The organism is Sphingobacterium suaedae, assembly GCF_042684625.1.
GTDB classification, from domain to species: domain Bacteria; phylum Bacteroidota; class Bacteroidia; order Sphingobacteriales; family Sphingobacteriaceae; genus Sphingobacterium; species Sphingobacterium suaedae.
In genome coordinates this window covers 419141-438366 of sequence record NZ_JBHULR010000003.1, presented here as the reverse complement: position 1 = coordinate 438366, position 19226 = coordinate 419141, and the positions used below count along the sequence as shown (strand labels likewise).

Below are 19226 nucleotides of genomic sequence, written 5' to 3'. Positions count from 1 at the left end.
TTGATATTTTAAAAAAGCGACCAAATTTCAAATGAATTTTGGTCGTTTTCTTTATATATTTGCAATATTCAACACATAGTAGTGATAATTTTATGAAATTTTTAGTTACCGGAGGCACGGGGTTCATTGGAGCACGCGTGGTGGTCAATTTGTGGGAGCGTAAGATACCGGTAGTGGTTGCCGACCTAAACCTAAATATAGCGTGGACAAAACAAATTGCGCTTTTAAAACATCAGCATGATCCCGTTGCACTAGCGGAAATACAAGAGCAGATTGACCAAACACGGTTCATTAATCTCGATGTTGCTAATAAAACGCAAGTCAATGATGTATTTCTCGAAAACCCGGGCATTACACATGTTATCCATTTGGCTTATCTGATGAGTGCAGAGGTAGAGGCTGATCACCACCGCGGAGCTTCGGTTAACATCGTGGGGATGATCAATATGTTTGATATGGTGGTAGACCATCAATTGACCCGGCTGGTTTTTGCCAGTAGTGAAACTATTTATGGCGCTAATCACAGTGCGTATGGCGATGAAAATTATGCGATAAAGGAAGATGACTTTTGTTCGCTAGACGATCATTTTTACACATATGGCGTCATGAAGATGCTGAACGAGTTTACTGCTCAGAAATATATTAAAAATAAAGGAGTGAGCATTGCAGCGATGCGTCCGCCCATTGTCTATGGTGATGGACGGATGAGAGGTTCTGTGCTGTGGGCTTGCGAGTTTGCCACCAATCCGGCACTTGGTAAAAAGGTGAGTTTGCCCTTTTCTAAAGACGCGCGGGATTGCTGGATTTACGTAGATGATGTCGCCGAGCAATTTATACGGCTTGCATTAAAGCCGACGCTCCATCATTTTGCTTACAATAATGGTGGACATTCTGTAACCGCTGATGAATTGATGCACACTGTCCGCCGTATTGTTCCCGATGCAGTGTACGAGTTTAACGAAAGCGTACCTCGTACGGCATTAGTGGACCGGTGTGATAGTTCGCGTTTGGAAGAGGAGATTGACTTTATTCCGAGGTCGCTGGAAGACGGTGTGCGTGCACAAATCGAAGAGGCCCGTAACCGGGTGCTACAACCAAAGGATTAAAGAATAACCCGTATTAATAACGATATAAGAGCAAAGAAATATTTATATGTCAAAATTCCGTAATACCGTAATAGGCAGTTATCCGCGTCCAGAAAAACTGGAGGACACGATGAAAAGACCCGTTATGAATCGCGAAGAAGTCGTGGATTACATTCAATGGGCGGCAAAAGATCAGGCAAGCTTAGGATTGGATACGATCACGGATGGCGAAGGCTATCGGGAAAATATGTATTATTATTACCAAAAGCGGATCGACGGCGTTACATTTGAGGATATGCCCAAAGTAACGTTTGGCACAGCCGGCTTTGGAATTGAATGTCCTCGTGTGATTGGGGAACTTAAGAACCCTCGCTTCGATATCGCACAAAACTGGAAGATTGCACGCGACGCAGCACCAGCTGATGTACAGGTGAAATTAACCGTAACGGGGCCGCATGTATTATATCGATTCAGTGTCAATGAACGTATGGATTTGTATCCTGATGGACAGGCGTTGTGCAGAGCTTGGGCTAACGTTTTGAGAGAGGAAATTACGGAGGCGATCGCCTTAGGTTGCGACCACGTACAATTTGACGAACCGATGTGGACAGAATCTCCGGAAGAAAGTGTTTGGGCCGCTGAAATACTTGCGGAATTGATTCAATCCTTGCCTGAATCGGTCAGAATCGGACTCCACGTTTGTGGCGGCAATCCGAGACGGAAAAGAGTGTATTTTACAAAATATACTGATCTTGTCGAAGCATTCAAGCGTGTGCCCGTGGATGAAGTCTTGCTTGAACACTGTACGTTAAGCTATAATATGTTGGAATTGTTCGATAAATGGGATTTCAAAGGTGATCTGGGAATCGGGGTAATTGACCAGCGTAGCGACGAGTTAGAGTCTGTAGAAGAAATCAAAGCTCGTATCACGCCCGCTTTACAATATTTTCCGGCGGAACGGTTGATCTTAACTAGTGAATGTGGATTTGGACACGTGCCTATCGATATTACCCATGCTAAATTGAAACGCTTGGTCGAGGCGTCGAATGTCCTATAATTGGATACGAACGAACCATCTAAAAACTTTAAGAAAGGCCGATCTTCACGAAGATCGGCCTTTCTTAAATAAACACATGTCCTTATGTAAATACGTCGTTGCGATTTATTAAGGGTACGGGCAGTCGACTAATTTAATGTTCCTAAACTATCTGGATTTTCTTCGTGCTGCGCCAATAAACTACGTGCCGGAACCGGGCGAACGACTTTCGTGGTGGCCATATACTGCGGATTATCAGCGTATATGTAGAGTAATGATCCACCTTTGATGGTGTTAATGATCGGTTTCGTCAAGGCACGTGGAAGGGCAGGACAACCGTAACTACGTCCTAAACGTCCGGTTGAATTGATGATGGCTTGGCTACAATAGTCTGCTCCATGAACAACAACAGCCCGCGCTTTTGCTTGGTCATTAATTCCTTTTTCTAGACCATCTAAAACAAGCGAGTAGCCGTTTCCACCCTGATAGGTGTTTTCTGTAAGAAAAAAACCTAACGAGCTTTGCAACGAACCATGTTTATTCGAAAATGATTTTGCATATTTCTCGCCGGAGTTTCGACCGTGAGAAACAATGGTATGAAAGAGCACTTTTTCATCCTTCATGTCCATAACGACCATTCGCTTTTCGGTAGAAGGCAGTGTAAAGTCGATGACTGTCAAGATCTGATCCTTCTTCGGTTGTAGGGTATAAAAACCTTGTATCGCTTGTTCAAATGCCTCAAACTTTAGAACCGACGCCAAATTCATTTTTTCGTATAGGAGTTCAGTGTCTGTTTTTGTCGCTTTAATTTCCTTAGGTATAGGTTTTGAATTGTCGGTTGTTGTATGCTTTGTCGACGCAGTAGGAATATAACTCACAAATAACCCTGTCAACACTACAAAAAATAAACTACGCATAGGCACAAAATCTTTGATCCAATTACAAAATTACTAATAATTTGAGCATTAAAGTGTTAAATTAATGTAAATATCAGTCGATTACGATGACCAGAGCGTTAAACTTTAAAGCCCAGTCAAACACAAATTTGGCATGCGAGGAGGCATTGCGGACGCACATATGCGAACGAGGAGTTGTGCCTAACGACCAGCTATATTCAATGATCGAGCCTTTTGGATTGTTTACGGGGACTCCATGGACATACGCGCCATTTGTAAAACGGCTGGCATACGGTGCGAAACCCTCAATGGACGTGGTTCCATCTTTATAATAATACATTTTTACTTTTTTTTCCTGAACAACGTATAGACCGGTTGGTGTTTCTTGTGCATAAGGCGGTTTGTGTCGACCGGTTGTAGCAGGATTCATGCTTCGGATAAGCCAATCACAATCGCCCTGCCGTTCAGCAGTCAAAATATTTTGGTTCGTGACATCAACAAATACCACCCGATGAAACTGGACAGTATCGCCGATGACTTTCACATATCGTTTGGGAACTTCCCACGTGCCGTCGAACGAGACGCCCTCGATTTTGATCATAGGTAGGGTGTCTGTACTGCGTAATTTTACCAAAGATCCATCGCGTCCGTAGATGGTTGGAGCGTCTGTTTCACCGACAGCGTAAACGGGGGCCGATTGGTAGCGTTCATTACCCAAGGAATCCGAGATGCGGGTATATTCATTACGATGGTAGTTTTTTACCAGCGGGGCTTCTTTGTTTTTGTTTTTATGGTTTTGCAGAATGCCATAGTTGGCGGGGGCACGCTGAAAATTTTCGACAAAGGCCAATTTTTCCTTTATTTTTTCTAGTTGGAACCGTCGCGAAGTATCTTGGTACGGGTAGGTGTCTTCTAACGTATGTTTGTCGTAGGATAGTTCTTTCGTTAATTTGATATCATCTGCTGTCTTGGGTTTCTTTTTTGCTTCTTCTTCCGCTTTCTTAACCATTTCAAGCGAATCGGCTTTTCTCTGTTCGACCACATCCACTTTAGACTCTTTTTTTTGGTTGCAGGCCACCAAGACCGCACAGGTCACTAGAACGGCAAACTTCGCGTATACGCTCATGTATGAATTTTAATTTTCGTTATATGATTGTCCCAAACATACATAAAAAGGGTCAAATTTTCATTAGGCCCTATTCGAATATATGCTTGTGTGTTTCTCCATATAACACGCCAAGACTACAAATGTTCATGCGAAAATTTATCCTATTTATCTGACAGAAAATAACCATTGCGTCGTTTCAAATAAGCAGACAATGTCTTATATTCGTATATACACCGATTATAAATGAGATGGTACATCTACTTGTTGTTAATAGGCTTCCCTTTTAGGGTTTGTGGCCAAGGGGTTTTTCAGCTTACGGAAGAAAAACCAACCTCTTTAAAATTCGAGCTGATCAATAACATTATTTTGGTGCCTGTTACTATAAATGGGATAACGTTTTCGTTTTTATTGGACACTGGTGTGAAAGAAACCATATTATTTGCCCATGCCGATGATTCTTTATACCTTAAAAATCAGAATAAAATGCGTTTTCACGGCATTGGTATTGAAGAGGGAATCGATGGTATTTTATCAACGGGTAATGTTGTGGAAGTTGGCAAAGCTGCAGTAGACTCACTTCATTGGATCTATGTTATACAAGCGAGCGAATTGGATATTTCCAGCGACGTCGGGGTGGCTATCAATGGCATTTTGGGGTCTAAATTTTTCAATAGTTTTGCCATCCAAGTTGATTATACAAGACAGCGTTTGACATTGTATCCTCCAGGTTATGATTATTCACGACCAGTTCGCAAATTTGCAATCAATAAACTGGAGATTGAAAACGAACGACCCTATTTACAGGCGAAGATGCGGGTAGATGACGTTTGGATAGATGGAAAAATGCTCATTGACATGGGGAATACAGATCCACTGATGCTATTCTCTTTTCTTCTTCCAGGTTTTAAAATTAAGCTCCCGTATGTAGAAGAATACATAGGAAGAGGTTTTAATGGCGCAATACATGGAAAACGGAACAGAATAGAAAAAGTTATGTTGGGTGATTTTGTACTCGATTATCCGATCGTTGCCTATCCAGATTCCAATGCTGTATTCATGAGTAAACTCGCTAGAAATCGCATAGGTTCTATTGGCAGCCAGGTTCTGCAACGTTTCCACTTATTGATTGATTATCAAAACCAACTTCTTTATCTTAAAAAGAATAAGAATTTTAGGAAACCCTTTCTATTAAATATGGCCGGTATGGATTTGAAGCATGATGGTATGATTTGGTCGAAAGAATTGGTCAAGGTAACTCCGAAGAAAAAAAAGGAGGATAAATTCCATGGTGCGGATCAAGGCATTACAATCAATCTTGAAAATGATAACGTACAGTATAATTTTGTGTTGAGGCCGATGTATAAAGTTGCCGGTTTACGGAAAGGCTCTCCGGCTGAGCAGGCAGGCATACGCGTTGGCGATACGCTGCTGAAAATAAACGGCACGGCAGCGGGCAGCTTAAGTTTGGCAAAGATCATGTCTAAATTACAATCGCATCCGGGCGATGTATTACGGCTCACCTTGCAACGAGGTACGGAGATTTATCAGGCACGCTTTCCACTTGTCGACCCGATTCCGTTTTGATAAACGACGATGATCTGTGGAAAGATGGAGGAGATGATATTGTATATCAGACCAAATTTGTCTAAGTTTGAAATATTTATAAAACCATGTCTCAAATAACTATAGTTGATTTAGCCGAAACGCTCGGACTTTCGAAATCTACCGTTTCGCGTGCCTTTCGAGACAGCAGTGATATTAATCCAAAAACAAAGGAGCGTATCTTAGCGAAGGCTGAGGAACTAGGTTTTTCGCCGAATTTATATGCAAGTAGCCTGAAAGGAAATAAAAGCTATACCATTGCGATTATTATCCCAGAATTTGGCAATAAGTTTTTTAGTCAGGCTATAAAAGGAATAGAGCTCATTGCCCGTTCGAAAGGTTACCATACACTGATTTATGTAACGGATAGTAATGTACAAAATGAAGCCTCTATTGTGCGTTCGCTTGCCAACGGGCGAGTGGACGGTGTACTTATATCGGCTTCGGGAGAAGGGAGAGACCATAGTCACTTACAACTTTTGGTGGATCACCATATTCCCATTGTATTCTTCGATCGTACTTATGATGATTTCAACAGTCATTTTGTCACAGGAAACGATTTTGAATCCAGTCGTCGAGCCACTGAACACTTGATAGAGAACGGTTGTAAACGAATAGCTTATTTAGTTATTAATCAAAATGTTTCCATTGGTAAGGTGCGCATGGATGGATACAAAAAAGCGTTGAGCGATCATGGAATTGCAACGGATGAGCGTTTGGTTCTGGATACTGAGAACGATGCGGACGTCAACCGAGACGCGATTCGTAAATTGCTTTTGGAGCAGAAGCCAGACGGTATCTTTGCTTCGGTGGAACGCTTGGCAATTTCGACGATGCGGGTAGCGAGCGAGGAGGGGATGCGCATACCGGAAGACCTAAAACTCATTTGTTTTTCCTGTTTAGATATTACCGACCTATTACAGCCGTCGTTGAGTGTCGTTAAGCAGCCCGCTTTTGAAATGGGCAAGCATGCGGCAAACTTCCTCTTCCAACAATTGGCTAAACCGATAGAGCTAACGAATCAGCTAACAACGCTCTTAGAATCCAGCTTGATTTTTCAAAATTCGAGTAAAAAAAACTAGAAAAATTTTTGTTTTATTCCCGGAACATTCTACCTTTGATCTGTTTCGGGAACATTCCCGTAATGCTAACTGTTATACTATAATAAATAAAATTCAATACGTTATATCCAGTTTAGGAAAACCAGATTATGTTTATGGGAACGTTCCCGTTTTGGTGTTAACCGGTTGTTATGAGGATCAGTATATTATTTTTTCACGTTATCATAGTCGCTATGTATTTCACATCCTGTAAAAAGGAACGGAAATCAAATGAAGCCGACATAGAAGAGCCTACTGGTCATTCGACCGTATCCCATCTCGCATTTCTAGTGCGAAATGCTGACGGATCTAAAGTATTTCGAAATACAGACGGTACGGACATGTATTGGCCTATCTCACACAGGAATAAAATAGATACCGCCTTTCCCTCCCTACACCTCAACCTATTTATGTTTCCGATAAGAAACTCAACCTGTGTCAAATGACGGGAAAATAGCTGTTGGGTTGCGCAGTAACCGAGTGGGAAATATAACAATTTGAATAACGGTATGGAGGATTGAAGCGAAAAACAGACCGTCGTGTTAACGCCGGGAGCATATTATATACTCAGTAAAAATAAACTAGAATTATAAACTATAAACAAAACATGATGAACAGATTTACATTACGCATGGTTATGGCCTTGGGTTTGTTGATGTTGCTGAGCTCTGTTACTGTCGCACAAACTGCTCTCCTGCGGGGACGGGTTGTAGACAATGAAGGGAATGGTATTCCCGGAGCAACGGTTTCTCTCGTCAGTCGACAGCTATCTACGTCGACCAGTGCAGAAGGTGCATACAGCTTGGAAAATATTCCTCCTGGACAGTACCGTATCATAGCCAGCATGATGGGGTATGAATCCTCAGAAAAACAAGTTGAATTGCATGCAGGGGATAACGGCCTTGACTTTACGATGTTGACATCAACGAGTAATCTCGATGAGGTTGTTGTAATTGGATATGGCACACAGAAAAAAGGAGAACTGACTGGAGCTTTAACAACGATATCATCCAAGGATTTTCAACAAGGAGCGATTACATCCCCAGAACAACTGATTGTCGGTAAAGTGGCCGGCGTACAAATTACATCCGGCGGCGGCCAACCAGGGGCTGGTAGTACAATTCGTATTCGAGCAGGTGCGTCGTTGAATGCGAGTAATGATCCCCTGATTGTTGTCGACGGCGTGCCGCTGTCTACAGGAAGCATTTCAGGCGTGGCTAATCCGCTGAGTTTAATCAACCCGGCAGATATTGAGACATTTACAGTATTGAAGGACGCGAATGCGACAGCTATTTATGGTTCGCGCGCATCGAACGGCGTTATCCTTATTACGACAAAAAAAGGCATAAGTGGACGTCCGAAAATAAATTTCAGTACACAAAACTCATTGGCTAGCGTGGCAAAAAAAGTGGATGTGCTTACCGCCGACCAGATCCGGGATTACGTTGCGGCGAATGGAAATGAAGCACAACAAGCTGCATTGGGGACTGCTAACACGAATTGGCAAGATGAGATTTACCGGCAAGCTTTTGCGACGGATAACAACCTGAGTGTGGCTGGAGCTTTTCAGGCGAATCTCCCATATCGTGTATCAGTGGGGTACCTCAATCAGCAGGGTATCTTGAAACGAGATCAATTGGACCGTACATCGGCGGCGATCAATTTTGCTCCGAAATTGTTCAATAATAGTTTAACGATAGATTTTAATCTGAAGGGGTCTCTATCGAATTCACAATTTGGAAATCAAGATGCAATCGGTGCTGCCGTTCAATTTGATCCTACGCAATCCGTACATGAGGAAAATAGGTTCGGCAATTACTATGAATGGAAGCAATTCAATAGTGCCACGAAGCAGTACGACCCGAATCCAAATGCGCCTCGTAACCCGGTGGGGCTTATTGAGTTAAAAGATGATCATGGCAAGGTTGCGCGAAGTTTTGGTAATGTACAGTTAGATTATGCCTTTCCTTTTATCAAGGGACTACATGCAAATCTGAATTTAGGGTACGATGTGTCTCAAGGAAAGGGAGGCGTATCGATCCCGGACTATGCAGCTGTCACCATCAGCACATTGGGCGAGATCAGTCGGTATAAAACAAATATCTCCAACCGTGTTGGCGAATTTTATTTAAACTATACCAAAGACATCTCATCCATCCAAAGTCAGATTAACGCCACAGCGGGATACGGGTATTACGATAACCGGTCGACAGTATACAACTATGATCGGACGAGTGCAGATGGTACGGTATTGAGTACACCTGCTTTTCCATTTGATCAACCTCATAACCGACTAATCTCTTACTACGGGAGATTGATCTATACTTTTGCAAATAAGTACATTTTCTCCGGTACGGTTCGGACGGATGGATCTTCCCGTTTTAGCGAAGATAATCGTTGGGGAGTTTTTCCATCCATGGGAGTTACGTGGAAACTGAAAGAGGAATCTTTTCTCAAAGACGAAGCTGCTTTTTCGGATTTAAAAGTACGGTTGAGCTACGGGGTGACTGGACAACAGGACGGCATAGCGAACTATTCGTATTTGCCAAATTATGTCAGCAGTGCCAACGAATCGAAGTATCAACTGGGTAATACGTTTTACTACATGTATTCGCCCATCGCGTATGATAAAGATATTCGATGGGAAAGCACGGCTACCTACAATGCCGGTTTGGACTATGGGTTTCTAAATGGGAGACTGTCGGGTAGTGTAGATGTGTATTATAAAAAAACCAAAGATCTGCTGAGTACGATACCGATTCCTGTGGGCACCAATTTTAGTAACCTTTTGTTGACGAACGTGGGGAATATGGAAAACACGGGGATGGAGTTCAGTCTTAATCTTCAAGCGGTTAAGCGGGATGATTTTAACTTGGATTTTGGACTCAACTTTACCTACAACAACACGAAAGTAACTAACTTAACGAATGTCGAGGATCCAGACTATATGATTGAAATCGGCGGTATTTCAGGAAGCACGGGGAACAATATACAAGCACATATTATCGACCGTGCGCCGTATAGTTTTCGCGTACACAAACAAATTTACGGAGAGGATGGCAGGCCGCTGGAAGGTGTTTATGCAGATATAAATGGAGATGGCATCATTAATGATAATGACCGATATTTCTACAAGTCGCCGCTACCAGAATATCTAATAGGTTTCAGTACACAAGTAGGCTATAAAAAATGGACATTATCAACCGTGCTTCGGTCGAATATCGGAAACTATATTTATGATAATGTTTCTTCTAATTTCGGAAGCCGGTATAACGTATTGGATCCCAATGGTCCCATCAACAATGCCCCCGTATCGTTTTTAGACACTCAATTTGGACAAAAGCAGTACACGAGCGACTACTATATCCACAATGCGTCTTTCTTAAAAATGGACAATCTGTCCATAAGTTATCTGGCCGGGAATATCTTGAAAAAGGGTTCGGGTATGCTTACCGTGTCCGCAAACGTGCAAAACGTGTTTACCATCTCGAAGTACGATGGTGTGGAGCCGGAGATAAGCAACGGCATTGATAATCGGTTTTATCCACGTCCAAGAACATTTGTGCTCGGACTTAATTTAGTCTTTTAGACCATACTTGAAAAAATGAAACGGAATATATTCGCAGCAATCTTACTCGCTATAGCGAGCAGTTGCAGTCAAGATCTAAATTTAACACCAACAAATGACATTACCTCGGATGTCGCTTACAGTACACCAATGGGTTATAAAAACGCACTGGCAAAAGTTTACGGAAGTTTCGCATTGACCAGCGGATCAGGCCCGGGCAGTAGCGACTTGGGAGGAATAGACGCGGGTACGTCGGACTTCCTTCGTTTGTATTGGAACGCACAGGAACTGACTTCTGATGAAGGTATTTGTGCATGGCTCGGTGATCCAGGAGTAGCTGATCTAAACTATATGACTTGGAACTCCAGTCATATTATGTTGCGGGGCTTATATACAAGAAGCCTTTACCATATTACAGTGATCAATGAATTCTTACGGGAAAGTACCGATGAAAAATTAGCCGCCCGTGGAATAACAGGAGCCGATGTGCAGGATGTCCATTATTACCGAGCAGAAGCACGGTTTCTGCGTGCTTATCAGTATTGGGTATTAATGGATCTCTTCGGAAATCCGCCATTTATCACCGAGGATAACGCTATTGGAAAAACAGCTCCTGAACAAATTAAACGGGCAGATCTCTTTGCCTATATCGAAGCAGAGCTAAAAGATATCGAGAATCTCCTGATGGATGCCAAACAAAATGAGTATGCGCGTGCCGACAAGGCTGCGGCTTGGGCATTATTGGCACGACTGTATTTGAACGCGGAAATTTATTTAGGTACAAATAATGGGCGGTATACAGACGCGATAACCTATGCTACGAAGGTTATCAATGCAGATTATTCCTTGATGCAGAATTACCGTCATTTATTTATGGCTAATAATAACATAAATAATTCAGAAGTTATATTCCCTATCGCATATGATGGTGTGCAAACCCAAAACAATGGAGGTACAACATTTCTTATTAACTCTTCGGTTCACTCATCGATGACTCCGGCTACATTTGGTATTCCTAACGGGGGCTGGGGAGGCAATCGTAGTCGTAGTACGTTGCCAAAAGTGTTTGACGATGTGACGGGTGAAACGGATAAACGAGCTTTATTCTTTGGGAACAACCCAACTATTGAAGACCCGGCTGTCTTCACGGAGGGATTAGCTATTAAAAAATTTAGTAATATGACTTCGGATAATCAAAATGGCACTTCCGTAAATGGTGTTTTCTGTTCCACCGATTTTCCATTGTTTCGACTAGCCGAACAATATCTCATTTATGCAGAAGCCGTGTTACGAGGTGGCGCTGGAGGGTCTAATTCACAAGCTTTGGCCTACCTTAACCTGCTTAGGGAACGAGCCTATGGCGATACTTCGGGCAATTTATCTGGACTCTCTTTAGAGATTGTTTTAAACGAACGGAGTAGGGAACTCTATTGGGAAGCATTTCGTCGGACAGACTTAATTCGTTTTGGACGGTATACCAGCGGGGGATATGTTTGGCCATTTAAGGGCGGGACACCGGCTGGAACGGCGGTAGAGGCTCACCGTACGCTGTTTCCGATTCCGGCAGCGGATCTGATATCGAATCCGAATTTGGTTCAGAATACTGGATATTAATTGGTACGTAAACGTAATGATGAATACTATGAAACGATTATCTACGATGGCTTGGTTTGCCGGTCTCCTGCTTGTTGTGTTGACAGCTTGCAATAAAGACGAAATAAAATTGGTAGCTACGCCTAATGCCGCAGGGGTATTACAGGCATCCGAATCGACGGTCATCTTGACGAAGGAAAATGCAGATGCGGAGGCTGTACAATTCCAATGGGATCCCGCTGATTTTGGGTATCCGGCAGCATTGACCAATGTATTGCAATTCGGTATAAAAGGAAGCGCTTTCGAGGGAGCCAAGGAAGTAACCGTGACGGCGGGCTTGCAGACCCGAAGCTATACCACATTCGAGTTGAACAGTCTCTTATTGAGCATGGGATTGCCCACTGAGCAAGCAAGCGAATTAGAAGTCCGGTTGAAATCATCAATTTCTGAAGCAGTAGCGCCATTATACTCGAATAGTATTCCATTGACAGTCACTCCGTATGCTTCGACCAGCTTTGTCTACGTCCCAGGCGCTCATAATGGTTGGGATCCGGTTATCGCCGAGAGCTTGATATCTCCGACGAGCAATGGGATTTATACAGGAATCATAAACTTCCCAACCGTCGGCTCAGAATTCAAGATTACACCTCAGCGTAGTTGGGACAATGCCTATGGCGATGGTGGAGACGGTAAAATTGATCAGAATACACAAGGAAACCTTAAATCTCCGCTTTCGGGAAATGTGGAATTAACGGTAAATACGAATACAAATACGATTGTCTTTAAGACACATAGTTGGGGTATTGTTGGTTCGGCAGTTGGTAGTTGGGATAACGATATCGATATGCGTTATGATAATAAGACACAAATATGGAAAGTAACCGCGGAACTTCATACCGGATTGTTGAAATTTAGAAAGAACCACGATTGGGGAACAAATTTCGGCGGGGTAAACAATGTGCTTGAGGCCGGAGGAACCGATATTACCGTTCCGATAGCGGGTACTTATGAGATAACATTGGATATTAATACGAATTCGTACGCACTCACTCAGAAATAACAGCATATTATGGAAATCACGAAATACGTAAGAAGGATTCTATGTGCGGTAGGTGTAGTAACCTTTTCTATAGGGGTATTACAGGCGCAATCCCTGGAACGAATCGAACCACTTCATTGGTGGGTAGGAATGGAAGAGCCGAGTGTACAATTGGTGTTATATGGCAAAAATATAGGGCGGAGCGAAGTGAAAATAACGAAGAACGGGCTCCAGGTGCTCGATGTCCATCGTGTCAAAAATCCGAATTATCTTTTTATAGACGTTTCGGTAGGAAAAGATGCCCAGCCGGGAAGTTATCCAATTGAGCTATATACCAATGAAAAATTGGTTGGGAAATGGGATTACGAATTGAAAGCTCGTTCAAAAGGTGTTCGGACGCAAGGAGTGACGGCGGCAGATTTGATTTATTTGTTAATGCCCGATCGATTTTCCAATGGAGATACAAAAAACGATCGCTTACAGGGTATGCGCGAGACTGCGGTAAATCGCGACTCCATGTATTACCGTCACGGCGGAGATTTACAGGGAGTAATCAATCACTTGGATTATTTACATGACTTAGGAGTAACTGCGTTGTGGATGACGCCGGTACTTACAAATGATATGCCTCAGGCGTCTTACCATGGATATGCAAACACGGAGAACTATTATATAGATCCAAGATTTGGCGACAGGGCTATCTACAAGGAGCTGAGTGACAAACTACATGAGCGGAAAATGAAACTCGTCCATGACGTCGTGCCCAACCATGTTGGATTATACCATTGGACGGTCATAGACAAGCCCATGGACGACTGGCTACATGAATGGCCTCATTTTACACAGACGTCATATAAAGATCAAACCCTTTTTGATCCCTATGGAAGTAAAAAAGACAAGGATCAAATGGAAAAAGGATGGTTTGTCGCGACGATGCCGGATATGAACCAACAAAATCCGTTTGTACAAAAGTATATCACACAGAGTCATATCTGGTGGATTGAAGAGATTGGAATAGACGGGTTTCGCATAGATACTTATCCGTACAATGACTTAAAGTTCATGGCGGAATGGACAGATGCGATCCGTAGAGAGTTTCCAAATTTCACTTTTTTTGGAGAAACATGGGTGCAGTCGGTTCCGAATCAAGCTTACTTTTTAGGAGGACAAAAGGTGGGGCAGGATATCGACACGAAATTGGAGGGCGTGACTGATTTTCAATTGAACTATGCTATTGGTGACGCGTTAAATTTCGAAAAGGACGGTGCAAACCGGCTATACAGTACACTTGGATCTGATTATCAATACCCACTTCCGCTCGCTCATGTGATTTTTTTAGATAATCACGACAAGGATCGATTTTTCTCGGTCGTTGGCGAAGATATGGCGAAATACAAGTCTGCTATGACTTGGCTATTAACTTATCGGGGAATACCGCAAATTTACTATGGCGCGGAAGTGTTAATGAAAAATTTCAGCCGGCCAGATGGCCTGTTGCGCGAGGATTTTCAAGGAGGTTTTCCGGCCGATAAGCAAAATAAATTTATGGAAAGTGGTCGCACCCGGGCGGAAAACGAAATTTTTAATCATATCCGATCGTTAGCGAATTATCGTAAGAAACATACCGTGCTCCAAACTGGAAATATCAAACACTTTGTGCCGGAAAAAGACGTATATGTATATTTTCGTTATCACGCCAATGATACGGTAATGGTTATCATGAACCTGAGTAGTACAACGCAAACGATTTCTTCACAAAGATTTATAGAAATGATTGACTTCGCTACAGTGGCTACGGACATAGTAAGCGGTAAATCAGGAACAATACCGGAGTCTTGGACATTGCCTTCGAAAGAAACTCTCGTATTAGAATTGAAGTAAAAGATGAGTATAACAGAAATTTTCGAAAAAGTGGAAGCGGTAATCTTCGATTTGGATGGCGTACTAGTGGACACAGCGGTATATCATTTCCAGGCGTGGAAACGTTTGGCTAAAGAATTGGGGTTTGATTTTACGGAGACGGAGAACGAGCGTTTGAAAGGGGTAAGCCGGATAGATTCCCTACGGTTAATCCTCAACTGGGCTGGACGAGCGGTGTCTTCTGAAGAGGAGACACGGCTTGCGACGTTAAAGAACAGCTGGTATCTGGAGTTGGTATCCACTATGAAAGTGGGAGATGTCTTACCCGGTACAGAAGACCTTCTATTGAACCTAAAAAAAGCAGGTAAGAAGATTGCATTAGGATCTGCCAGCAAGAATGCTCAATTGATTTTAGAGAAGGTCGGGATCGCTCATTATTTTGATGCCATCATCGACGGCAATGGTGTTCGTCAGTCGAAGCCGCATCCTGAAGTTTTCCTTCGCGGAGCAGAGGCACTGCGCATTCCTCCCGACAAATGCGTCGTATTTGAGGACGCGCAAGCAGGTATTGACGCAGCCAAAGCAGCTGGCATGAAGGTGATCGCTGTCGATTCGTATAACGTCTTAAACGATTATGATGCACGCATAAATAATTTGATAGAAGTAACACTTTAATAACGATGAAAAATTACATTATTCACGATCCTTGGCATATTATCGAAGCGCAGTATAGACCAGAACATAATGAATTCTCTGAAAGTATATTTTCGATTGGAAACGGTCGTATGGGACAGCGCGGTAATTTCGAAGAGAATTTTTCTGGCAAAACATTGTCGGGATCGTATATAGCGGGCGTTTACTACCCAGATAAAACGCGGGTGGGCTGGTGGAAGAATGGGTATCCCGCCTATTTCGCGAAAGTTATCAATTCGGTCAATTGGATCGGTCTACATATAAAAATAAATGGGGAGACTTTAGATCTGGTGGCATGTACGGTACAACACTTTGAGCGTCGCTTAGACATGAAGCATGGTATCCTCGATCGATCCTTTATCGCTACACTCACAAATGGGATCCAGGTGGAGGTCAAGTCGAGCAGGATGTATCATATGTTTCACACAGAGACGGCGGCCCTGCAGTACCATCTGCGCCTATTGAATGCAGATGCACGAGTAGAGCTCTCGTCATATTTGTCTGGAGATGTATTCAATCGAGACAGTAATTATGATGAAAAATTTTGGAAGACGGTTGACCGGAACGCGGAGGAATATCTCCGGATGGTGATGGAAACAAAAAAAACAAACTTCCTGGTAGAAACTTTACTGCTTAATCGGTTTTATCATAATTCGAAACTGACCGACCCGCAAGAACGTACAATCCATGCCGATAGGGTTTCTGAATCTGTGGGGATTGACGCAGCCATGGGCGATACGTTAACGATCGAGAAACGGGTTAGTATTGTCTCGTCTACAAATCACGAACGTGGAAGTCTTTATGAGGTAGCCAAAAGTAATCTGCAAGCGATAACGCGCGAATCATTTGAGCAACTAAAAAATAAACAGCATCAGGCTTGGCAGACGATTTGGAAAGAAAGTGATATTCAAATAGAAGGAGATATAGCAGCACAACAGGCCATCCGGTTTAATATATTTCAGTTACACCAAACGTATACGGGGGAAGATGCACGTCTCAATATCGGTCCGAAAGGATTTACGGGTGAGAAATACGGCGGTGTTACGTATTGGGATACTGAGGCCTACTGTTTACCATTCTATTTGTCGACACAGGATGTTACTGTCGCTCGAAATCTTCTACTATACCGATACCAACATTTACAAAAAGCTATCGAAAATGCTTCGAAATTGGGATTTAAAGGGGGAGCTGCGCTTTATCCAATGGTTACGATTAACGGAGAGGAATGCCACAACGAATGGGAAATTACATTTGAAGAAATTCATCGTAATGGGGCGATTGCTTTCGCTATCTTCAATTATATCCGGTATACAGGGGATATAGCATATCTTCTGCCCTGGGGCTTAGAGGTACTTATTGCGATTAGCCGGTTTTGGAGTCAGCGCGTGAACTGGAGTGTAAATAAGCAAAAATATGTCATTTTAGGTGTAACGGGGCCAAATGAATACGAGAACAATGTAAACAATAACTGGTACACAAATACAATGGCTGCCTGGTGCTTGCGTTACACGTTGGAATGCCTCGATAGGGCAAATGAGATCGACAAGACAGCGTTGGAGGAATTAATGCATAAACTTGGATTTTCGGCTTTGGAAACCGAAAAATGGAGACACATTGTTGATCACTTATACTATCCCGACGATAAATCACGGGGCATCTTTCTGCAGCAAGATGATTTTTTAGATAAGGAGCTTATTCCAGCAAATGAGCTTCCGCTGGCGCAACGTCCCCTAAATCAACACTGGAGTTGGGATAGGATACTGCGGTCTTGCTACATTAAGCAGGCTGATGTGTTACAAGGGCTATACTTTTTTGAAGGAAATTTCGATATGGATACGATTCGGAGAAACTATGAGTTTTATGAGCCGTTGACCGTGCATGAAAGTTCGTTATCTCCTTGCGTGCATTGCATTATTGCGGCAAAGCTTGGAAAAGAAGACAAGGCATATGAATTTTACTTACGTACGGCTAGGCTCGATCTTGATGATTACAATAACGATACGGAAGAAGGTCTTCATATTACATCGATGGCCGGAACGTGGTTGTCAATCGTTGAAGGCTTTGCAGGTATGCGCGTGTATAATGATCAGTTACATTTTAAGCCGTTTATACCATCGAATTGGGAAAGCTATGCATTTCATGTCCAATTTAGGGGTGTCAAACTGTACGTAAAGGTCAGTCGGGACAATTTTGAAATAAAGAACTTATCGGAGAGTGGAATAAACCTTATATTTAACGACCGGCCATTTACGGTTGAACCTGCATTAACAACGTGAAAAATCAACAATGTATAAACAACTTGACAAACCAAAATTAGGGATCTCTCAGATTATCAACATGAGTATGGGATTTCTTGGTATTCAAATGGGATTTGCTTTGCAAAATGGAAATGCTTCACGAATATTGCAAACTTTTGGTGCAGACGTAGAGCATCTATCCTTATTTTGGCTTGCAGCGCCTATAACCGGAATGTTAGTTCAGCCTATCATAGGCCATTATAGTGATCGCACCTGGACGCGGTTGGGTCGCCGTCGTCCATTTTTTTTGATCGGTGCCATACTCACCGCACTTGCTCTGATCTGCATGCCGAATATTGCTTTTTTTACAGCAGTGTTGCCGCCACTACTCGTCGGAGCGGGGATGTTGATGCTCATGGATGCTTCTATTAATGTTACGATGGAGCCTTTTCGTGCGTTAATCGGCGACAACTTGCCAAACGTACAGCGCAGTTTGGGATTCTCTGTTCAGACCGTACTCATCGGAATAGGTGCCGTGATTGGGTCGGCGCTTCCCTATGTTTTTGCAAACCAGCTTGGTGTGTCTTCTGCTTCAGGGTTTGGAACAGTCCCTGTAAATGTTCTATATTCCTTTTATTTCGGAGCTCTTATTTTGTTAATCACTATTTTGTGGAGCGTGTTCACGACAAAGGAATATAGCCCAGAAGAATTAATTGTATTCGATCAGCGTTCAGAAAAGGTTTTAAATAAACCGACAAAAAAGAATTTTTTGGTAATTCTGGACGACTTTAAGGCCATGCCAAGGACAATGAAGAAGTTAGGTTACGTACAATTCTTTTCTTGGTTTGCCTTGTTTATGATGTGGGTGTATATGACACCGGCTGTTGCTGAGCATGTGTTTTACAAACTAGAAGGAGAAAAGCCCCAGCTCTATGCCGATGCTGCAAATTGGGTTGGAATATTGTTCGGCGTTTATAATGGTGTCTCCGCACTCTATGCGTTGTTCATCCCTCGCCTAGCTTATCGATGGGGGCAATCTGTTGGTCACGCGTTAGCACTAACCATTGGCGGACTATCTTTATTGTCTATTTTTTGGATCACGTCGCCCAACATGTTGCTATTGCCTATGGTCGGGGTGGGGATTGCCTGGGGAAGTATACTAACGATGCCGTATGCCATACTAAGCAACAGTTTGCCGCCGAAGAAGATGGGCGTGTATATGGGCTTGTTTAATTTCTTTATTACGTTTCCTCAAATTATCTGCGGCTTCTTCGGTGGATTGCTCATTAAACACGTGTTTCAAGGAGAGACAGTTTATGGTATAATGCTGGGTGGTGTATTTATGTTGCTGGGTGCATTTGCCGTATTACGTATTAGAGAAGAAGTATAAAAAAGAGGGCATCTAATGC

13 protein-coding genes are annotated in these 19226 nt (G+C 42.8%); 11 read left to right on the top strand and 2 right to left on the bottom strand.

Features of this window, described 5'->3' with window-relative positions; all coding sequences use genetic code 11:
• Nucleotides 1–92 precede the first annotated feature (92 nt).
• Together ACFSR5_RS05295 and ACFSR5_RS05290 are read left to right on the top strand one after the other, a co-directional pair.
• The gene (locus ACFSR5_RS05295; RefSeq protein WP_380901451.1) at nucleotides 93–1106 is read left to right on the top strand and encodes an NAD-dependent epimerase/dehydratase family protein; all 1014 of its coding nucleotides are present in this window, start codon (nucleotides 93–95) and stop codon (nucleotides 1104–1106) included.
• A gap of 46 nt (nucleotides 1107–1152) precedes the next feature.
• The gene (locus ACFSR5_RS05290; protein ID WP_380901449.1) at nucleotides 1153–2142 is read left to right on the top strand and encodes a hypothetical protein; all 990 of its coding nucleotides are present in this window, start codon (nucleotides 1153–1155) and stop codon (nucleotides 2140–2142) included.
• 128 nt (nucleotides 2143–2270) lie between these two features.
• Here ACFSR5_RS05290 and ACFSR5_RS05285 read toward each other — a convergent pair whose 3' ends face one another.
• Together ACFSR5_RS05285 and ACFSR5_RS05280 are read right to left on the bottom strand one after the other, a co-directional pair.
• Nucleotides 2271–3038, bottom strand: a complete 768-nt coding sequence (locus ACFSR5_RS05285; RefSeq protein ID WP_380901447.1) for a murein L,D-transpeptidase catalytic domain family protein — start codon at nucleotides 3036–3038, stop codon at nucleotides 2271–2273.
• Between the two features lie 73 nt (nucleotides 3039–3111).
• Nucleotides 3112–4143 carry a L,D-transpeptidase gene (locus ACFSR5_RS05280; protein WP_380901445.1) on the bottom strand — a complete coding sequence of 344 codons (1032 nt, stop codon included), beginning with the start codon at nucleotides 4141–4143 and terminating at the stop codon, nucleotides 3112–3114.
• A gap of 225 nt (nucleotides 4144–4368) precedes the next feature.
• Here ACFSR5_RS05280 and ACFSR5_RS05275 point away from each other — a divergent pair, with 225 nt between their 5' ends.
• The 9 genes from ACFSR5_RS05275 to ACFSR5_RS05235 all read left to right on the top strand — a co-directional run bounded on the left by ACFSR5_RS05275 (nucleotide 4369) and on the right by ACFSR5_RS05235 (nucleotide 19207).
• Complete coding sequence (locus ACFSR5_RS05275; protein WP_380901443.1) at nucleotides 4369–5709, top strand: PDZ domain-containing protein; 1341 nt, start codon at nucleotides 4369–4371, stop codon at nucleotides 5707–5709.
• 86 nt (nucleotides 5710–5795) lie between these two features.
• A complete protein-coding gene (locus tag ACFSR5_RS05270) occupies nucleotides 5796–6809 on the top strand; it encodes a LacI family DNA-binding transcriptional regulator (RefSeq protein ID WP_380901441.1) in 1014 nt (337 codons plus the stop codon).
• 625 nt (nucleotides 6810–7434) lie between these two features.
• A complete protein-coding gene (locus ACFSR5_RS05265) occupies nucleotides 7435–10416 on the top strand; it encodes a SusC/RagA family TonB-linked outer membrane protein (protein ID WP_380901439.1) in 2982 nt (993 codons plus the stop codon).
• Between the two features lie 15 nt (nucleotides 10417–10431).
• A complete protein-coding gene (locus ACFSR5_RS05260) occupies nucleotides 10432–12009 on the top strand; it encodes a RagB/SusD family nutrient uptake outer membrane protein (RefSeq protein ID WP_380901437.1) in 1578 nt (525 codons plus the stop codon).
• A gap of 28 nt (nucleotides 12010–12037) precedes the next feature.
• The gene (locus ACFSR5_RS05255; protein WP_380901435.1) at nucleotides 12038–13048 is read left to right on the top strand and encodes a SusE domain-containing protein; all 1011 of its coding nucleotides are present in this window, start codon (nucleotides 12038–12040) and stop codon (nucleotides 13046–13048) included.
• Between the two features lie 9 nt (nucleotides 13049–13057).
• On the top strand, nucleotides 13058–14908 hold the full coding sequence (locus ACFSR5_RS05250; RefSeq protein WP_380901433.1) for a glycoside hydrolase family 13 protein: 1851 nt from the start codon (nucleotides 13058–13060) through the stop codon (nucleotides 14906–14908).
• 3 nt (nucleotides 14909–14911) lie between these two features.
• Nucleotides 14912–15562 carry a beta-phosphoglucomutase gene (gene pgmB, locus ACFSR5_RS05245; protein WP_380901431.1) on the top strand — a complete coding sequence of 217 codons (651 nt, stop codon included), beginning with the start codon at nucleotides 14912–14914 and terminating at the stop codon, nucleotides 15560–15562.
• Between the two features lie 5 nt (nucleotides 15563–15567).
• Nucleotides 15568–17856 carry a family 65 glycosyl hydrolase domain-containing protein gene (locus tag ACFSR5_RS05240; protein WP_380901429.1) on the top strand — a complete coding sequence of 763 codons (2289 nt, stop codon included), beginning with the start codon at nucleotides 15568–15570 and terminating at the stop codon, nucleotides 17854–17856.
• Between the two features lie 10 nt (nucleotides 17857–17866).
• The gene (locus ACFSR5_RS05235) at nucleotides 17867–19207 is read left to right on the top strand and encodes an MFS transporter (protein ID WP_380901427.1); all 1341 of its coding nucleotides are present in this window, start codon (nucleotides 17867–17869) and stop codon (nucleotides 19205–19207) included.
• The last annotated feature ends 19 nt before the right edge of the window (nucleotides 19208–19226 follow it).

Bases quoted from the DNA above. Each gene is read 5' to 3' on its own strand.
- ACFSR5_RS05295 (WP_380901451.1), top strand. From the start codon at position 93: ATGAAATTTTTAGTTACCGGAGGCACGGGGTTCATTGGAGCACGCGTG.
- ACFSR5_RS05290 (WP_380901449.1), top strand. From the start codon at position 1,153: ATGTCAAAATTCCGTAATACCGTAATAGGCAGTTATCCGCGTCCAGAA.
- ACFSR5_RS05285 (WP_380901447.1), bottom strand. From the start codon at position 3,038: ATGCGTAGTTTATTTTTTGTAGTGTTGACAGGGTTATTTGTGAGTTAT.
- ACFSR5_RS05280 (WP_380901445.1), bottom strand. From the start codon at position 4,143: ATGAGCGTATACGCGAAGTTTGCCGTTCTAGTGACCTGTGCGGTCTTG.
- ACFSR5_RS05275 (WP_380901443.1), top strand. From the start codon at position 4,369: ATGAGATGGTACATCTACTTGTTGTTAATAGGCTTCCCTTTTAGGGTT.
- ACFSR5_RS05270 (WP_380901441.1), top strand. From the start codon at position 5,796: ATGTCTCAAATAACTATAGTTGATTTAGCCGAAACGCTCGGACTTTCG.
- ACFSR5_RS05265 (WP_380901439.1), top strand. From the start codon at position 7,435: ATGATGAACAGATTTACATTACGCATGGTTATGGCCTTGGGTTTGTTG.
- ACFSR5_RS05260 (WP_380901437.1), top strand. From the start codon at position 10,432: ATGAAACGGAATATATTCGCAGCAATCTTACTCGCTATAGCGAGCAGT.
- ACFSR5_RS05255 (WP_380901435.1), top strand. From the start codon at position 12,038: ATGAAACGATTATCTACGATGGCTTGGTTTGCCGGTCTCCTGCTTGTT.
- ACFSR5_RS05250 (WP_380901433.1), top strand. From the start codon at position 13,058: ATGGAAATCACGAAATACGTAAGAAGGATTCTATGTGCGGTAGGTGTA.
- pgmB (WP_380901431.1), top strand. From the start codon at position 14,912: ATGAGTATAACAGAAATTTTCGAAAAAGTGGAAGCGGTAATCTTCGAT.
- ACFSR5_RS05240 (WP_380901429.1), top strand. From the start codon at position 15,568: ATGAAAAATTACATTATTCACGATCCTTGGCATATTATCGAAGCGCAG.
- ACFSR5_RS05235 (WP_380901427.1), top strand. From the start codon at position 17,867: ATGTATAAACAACTTGACAAACCAAAATTAGGGATCTCTCAGATTATC.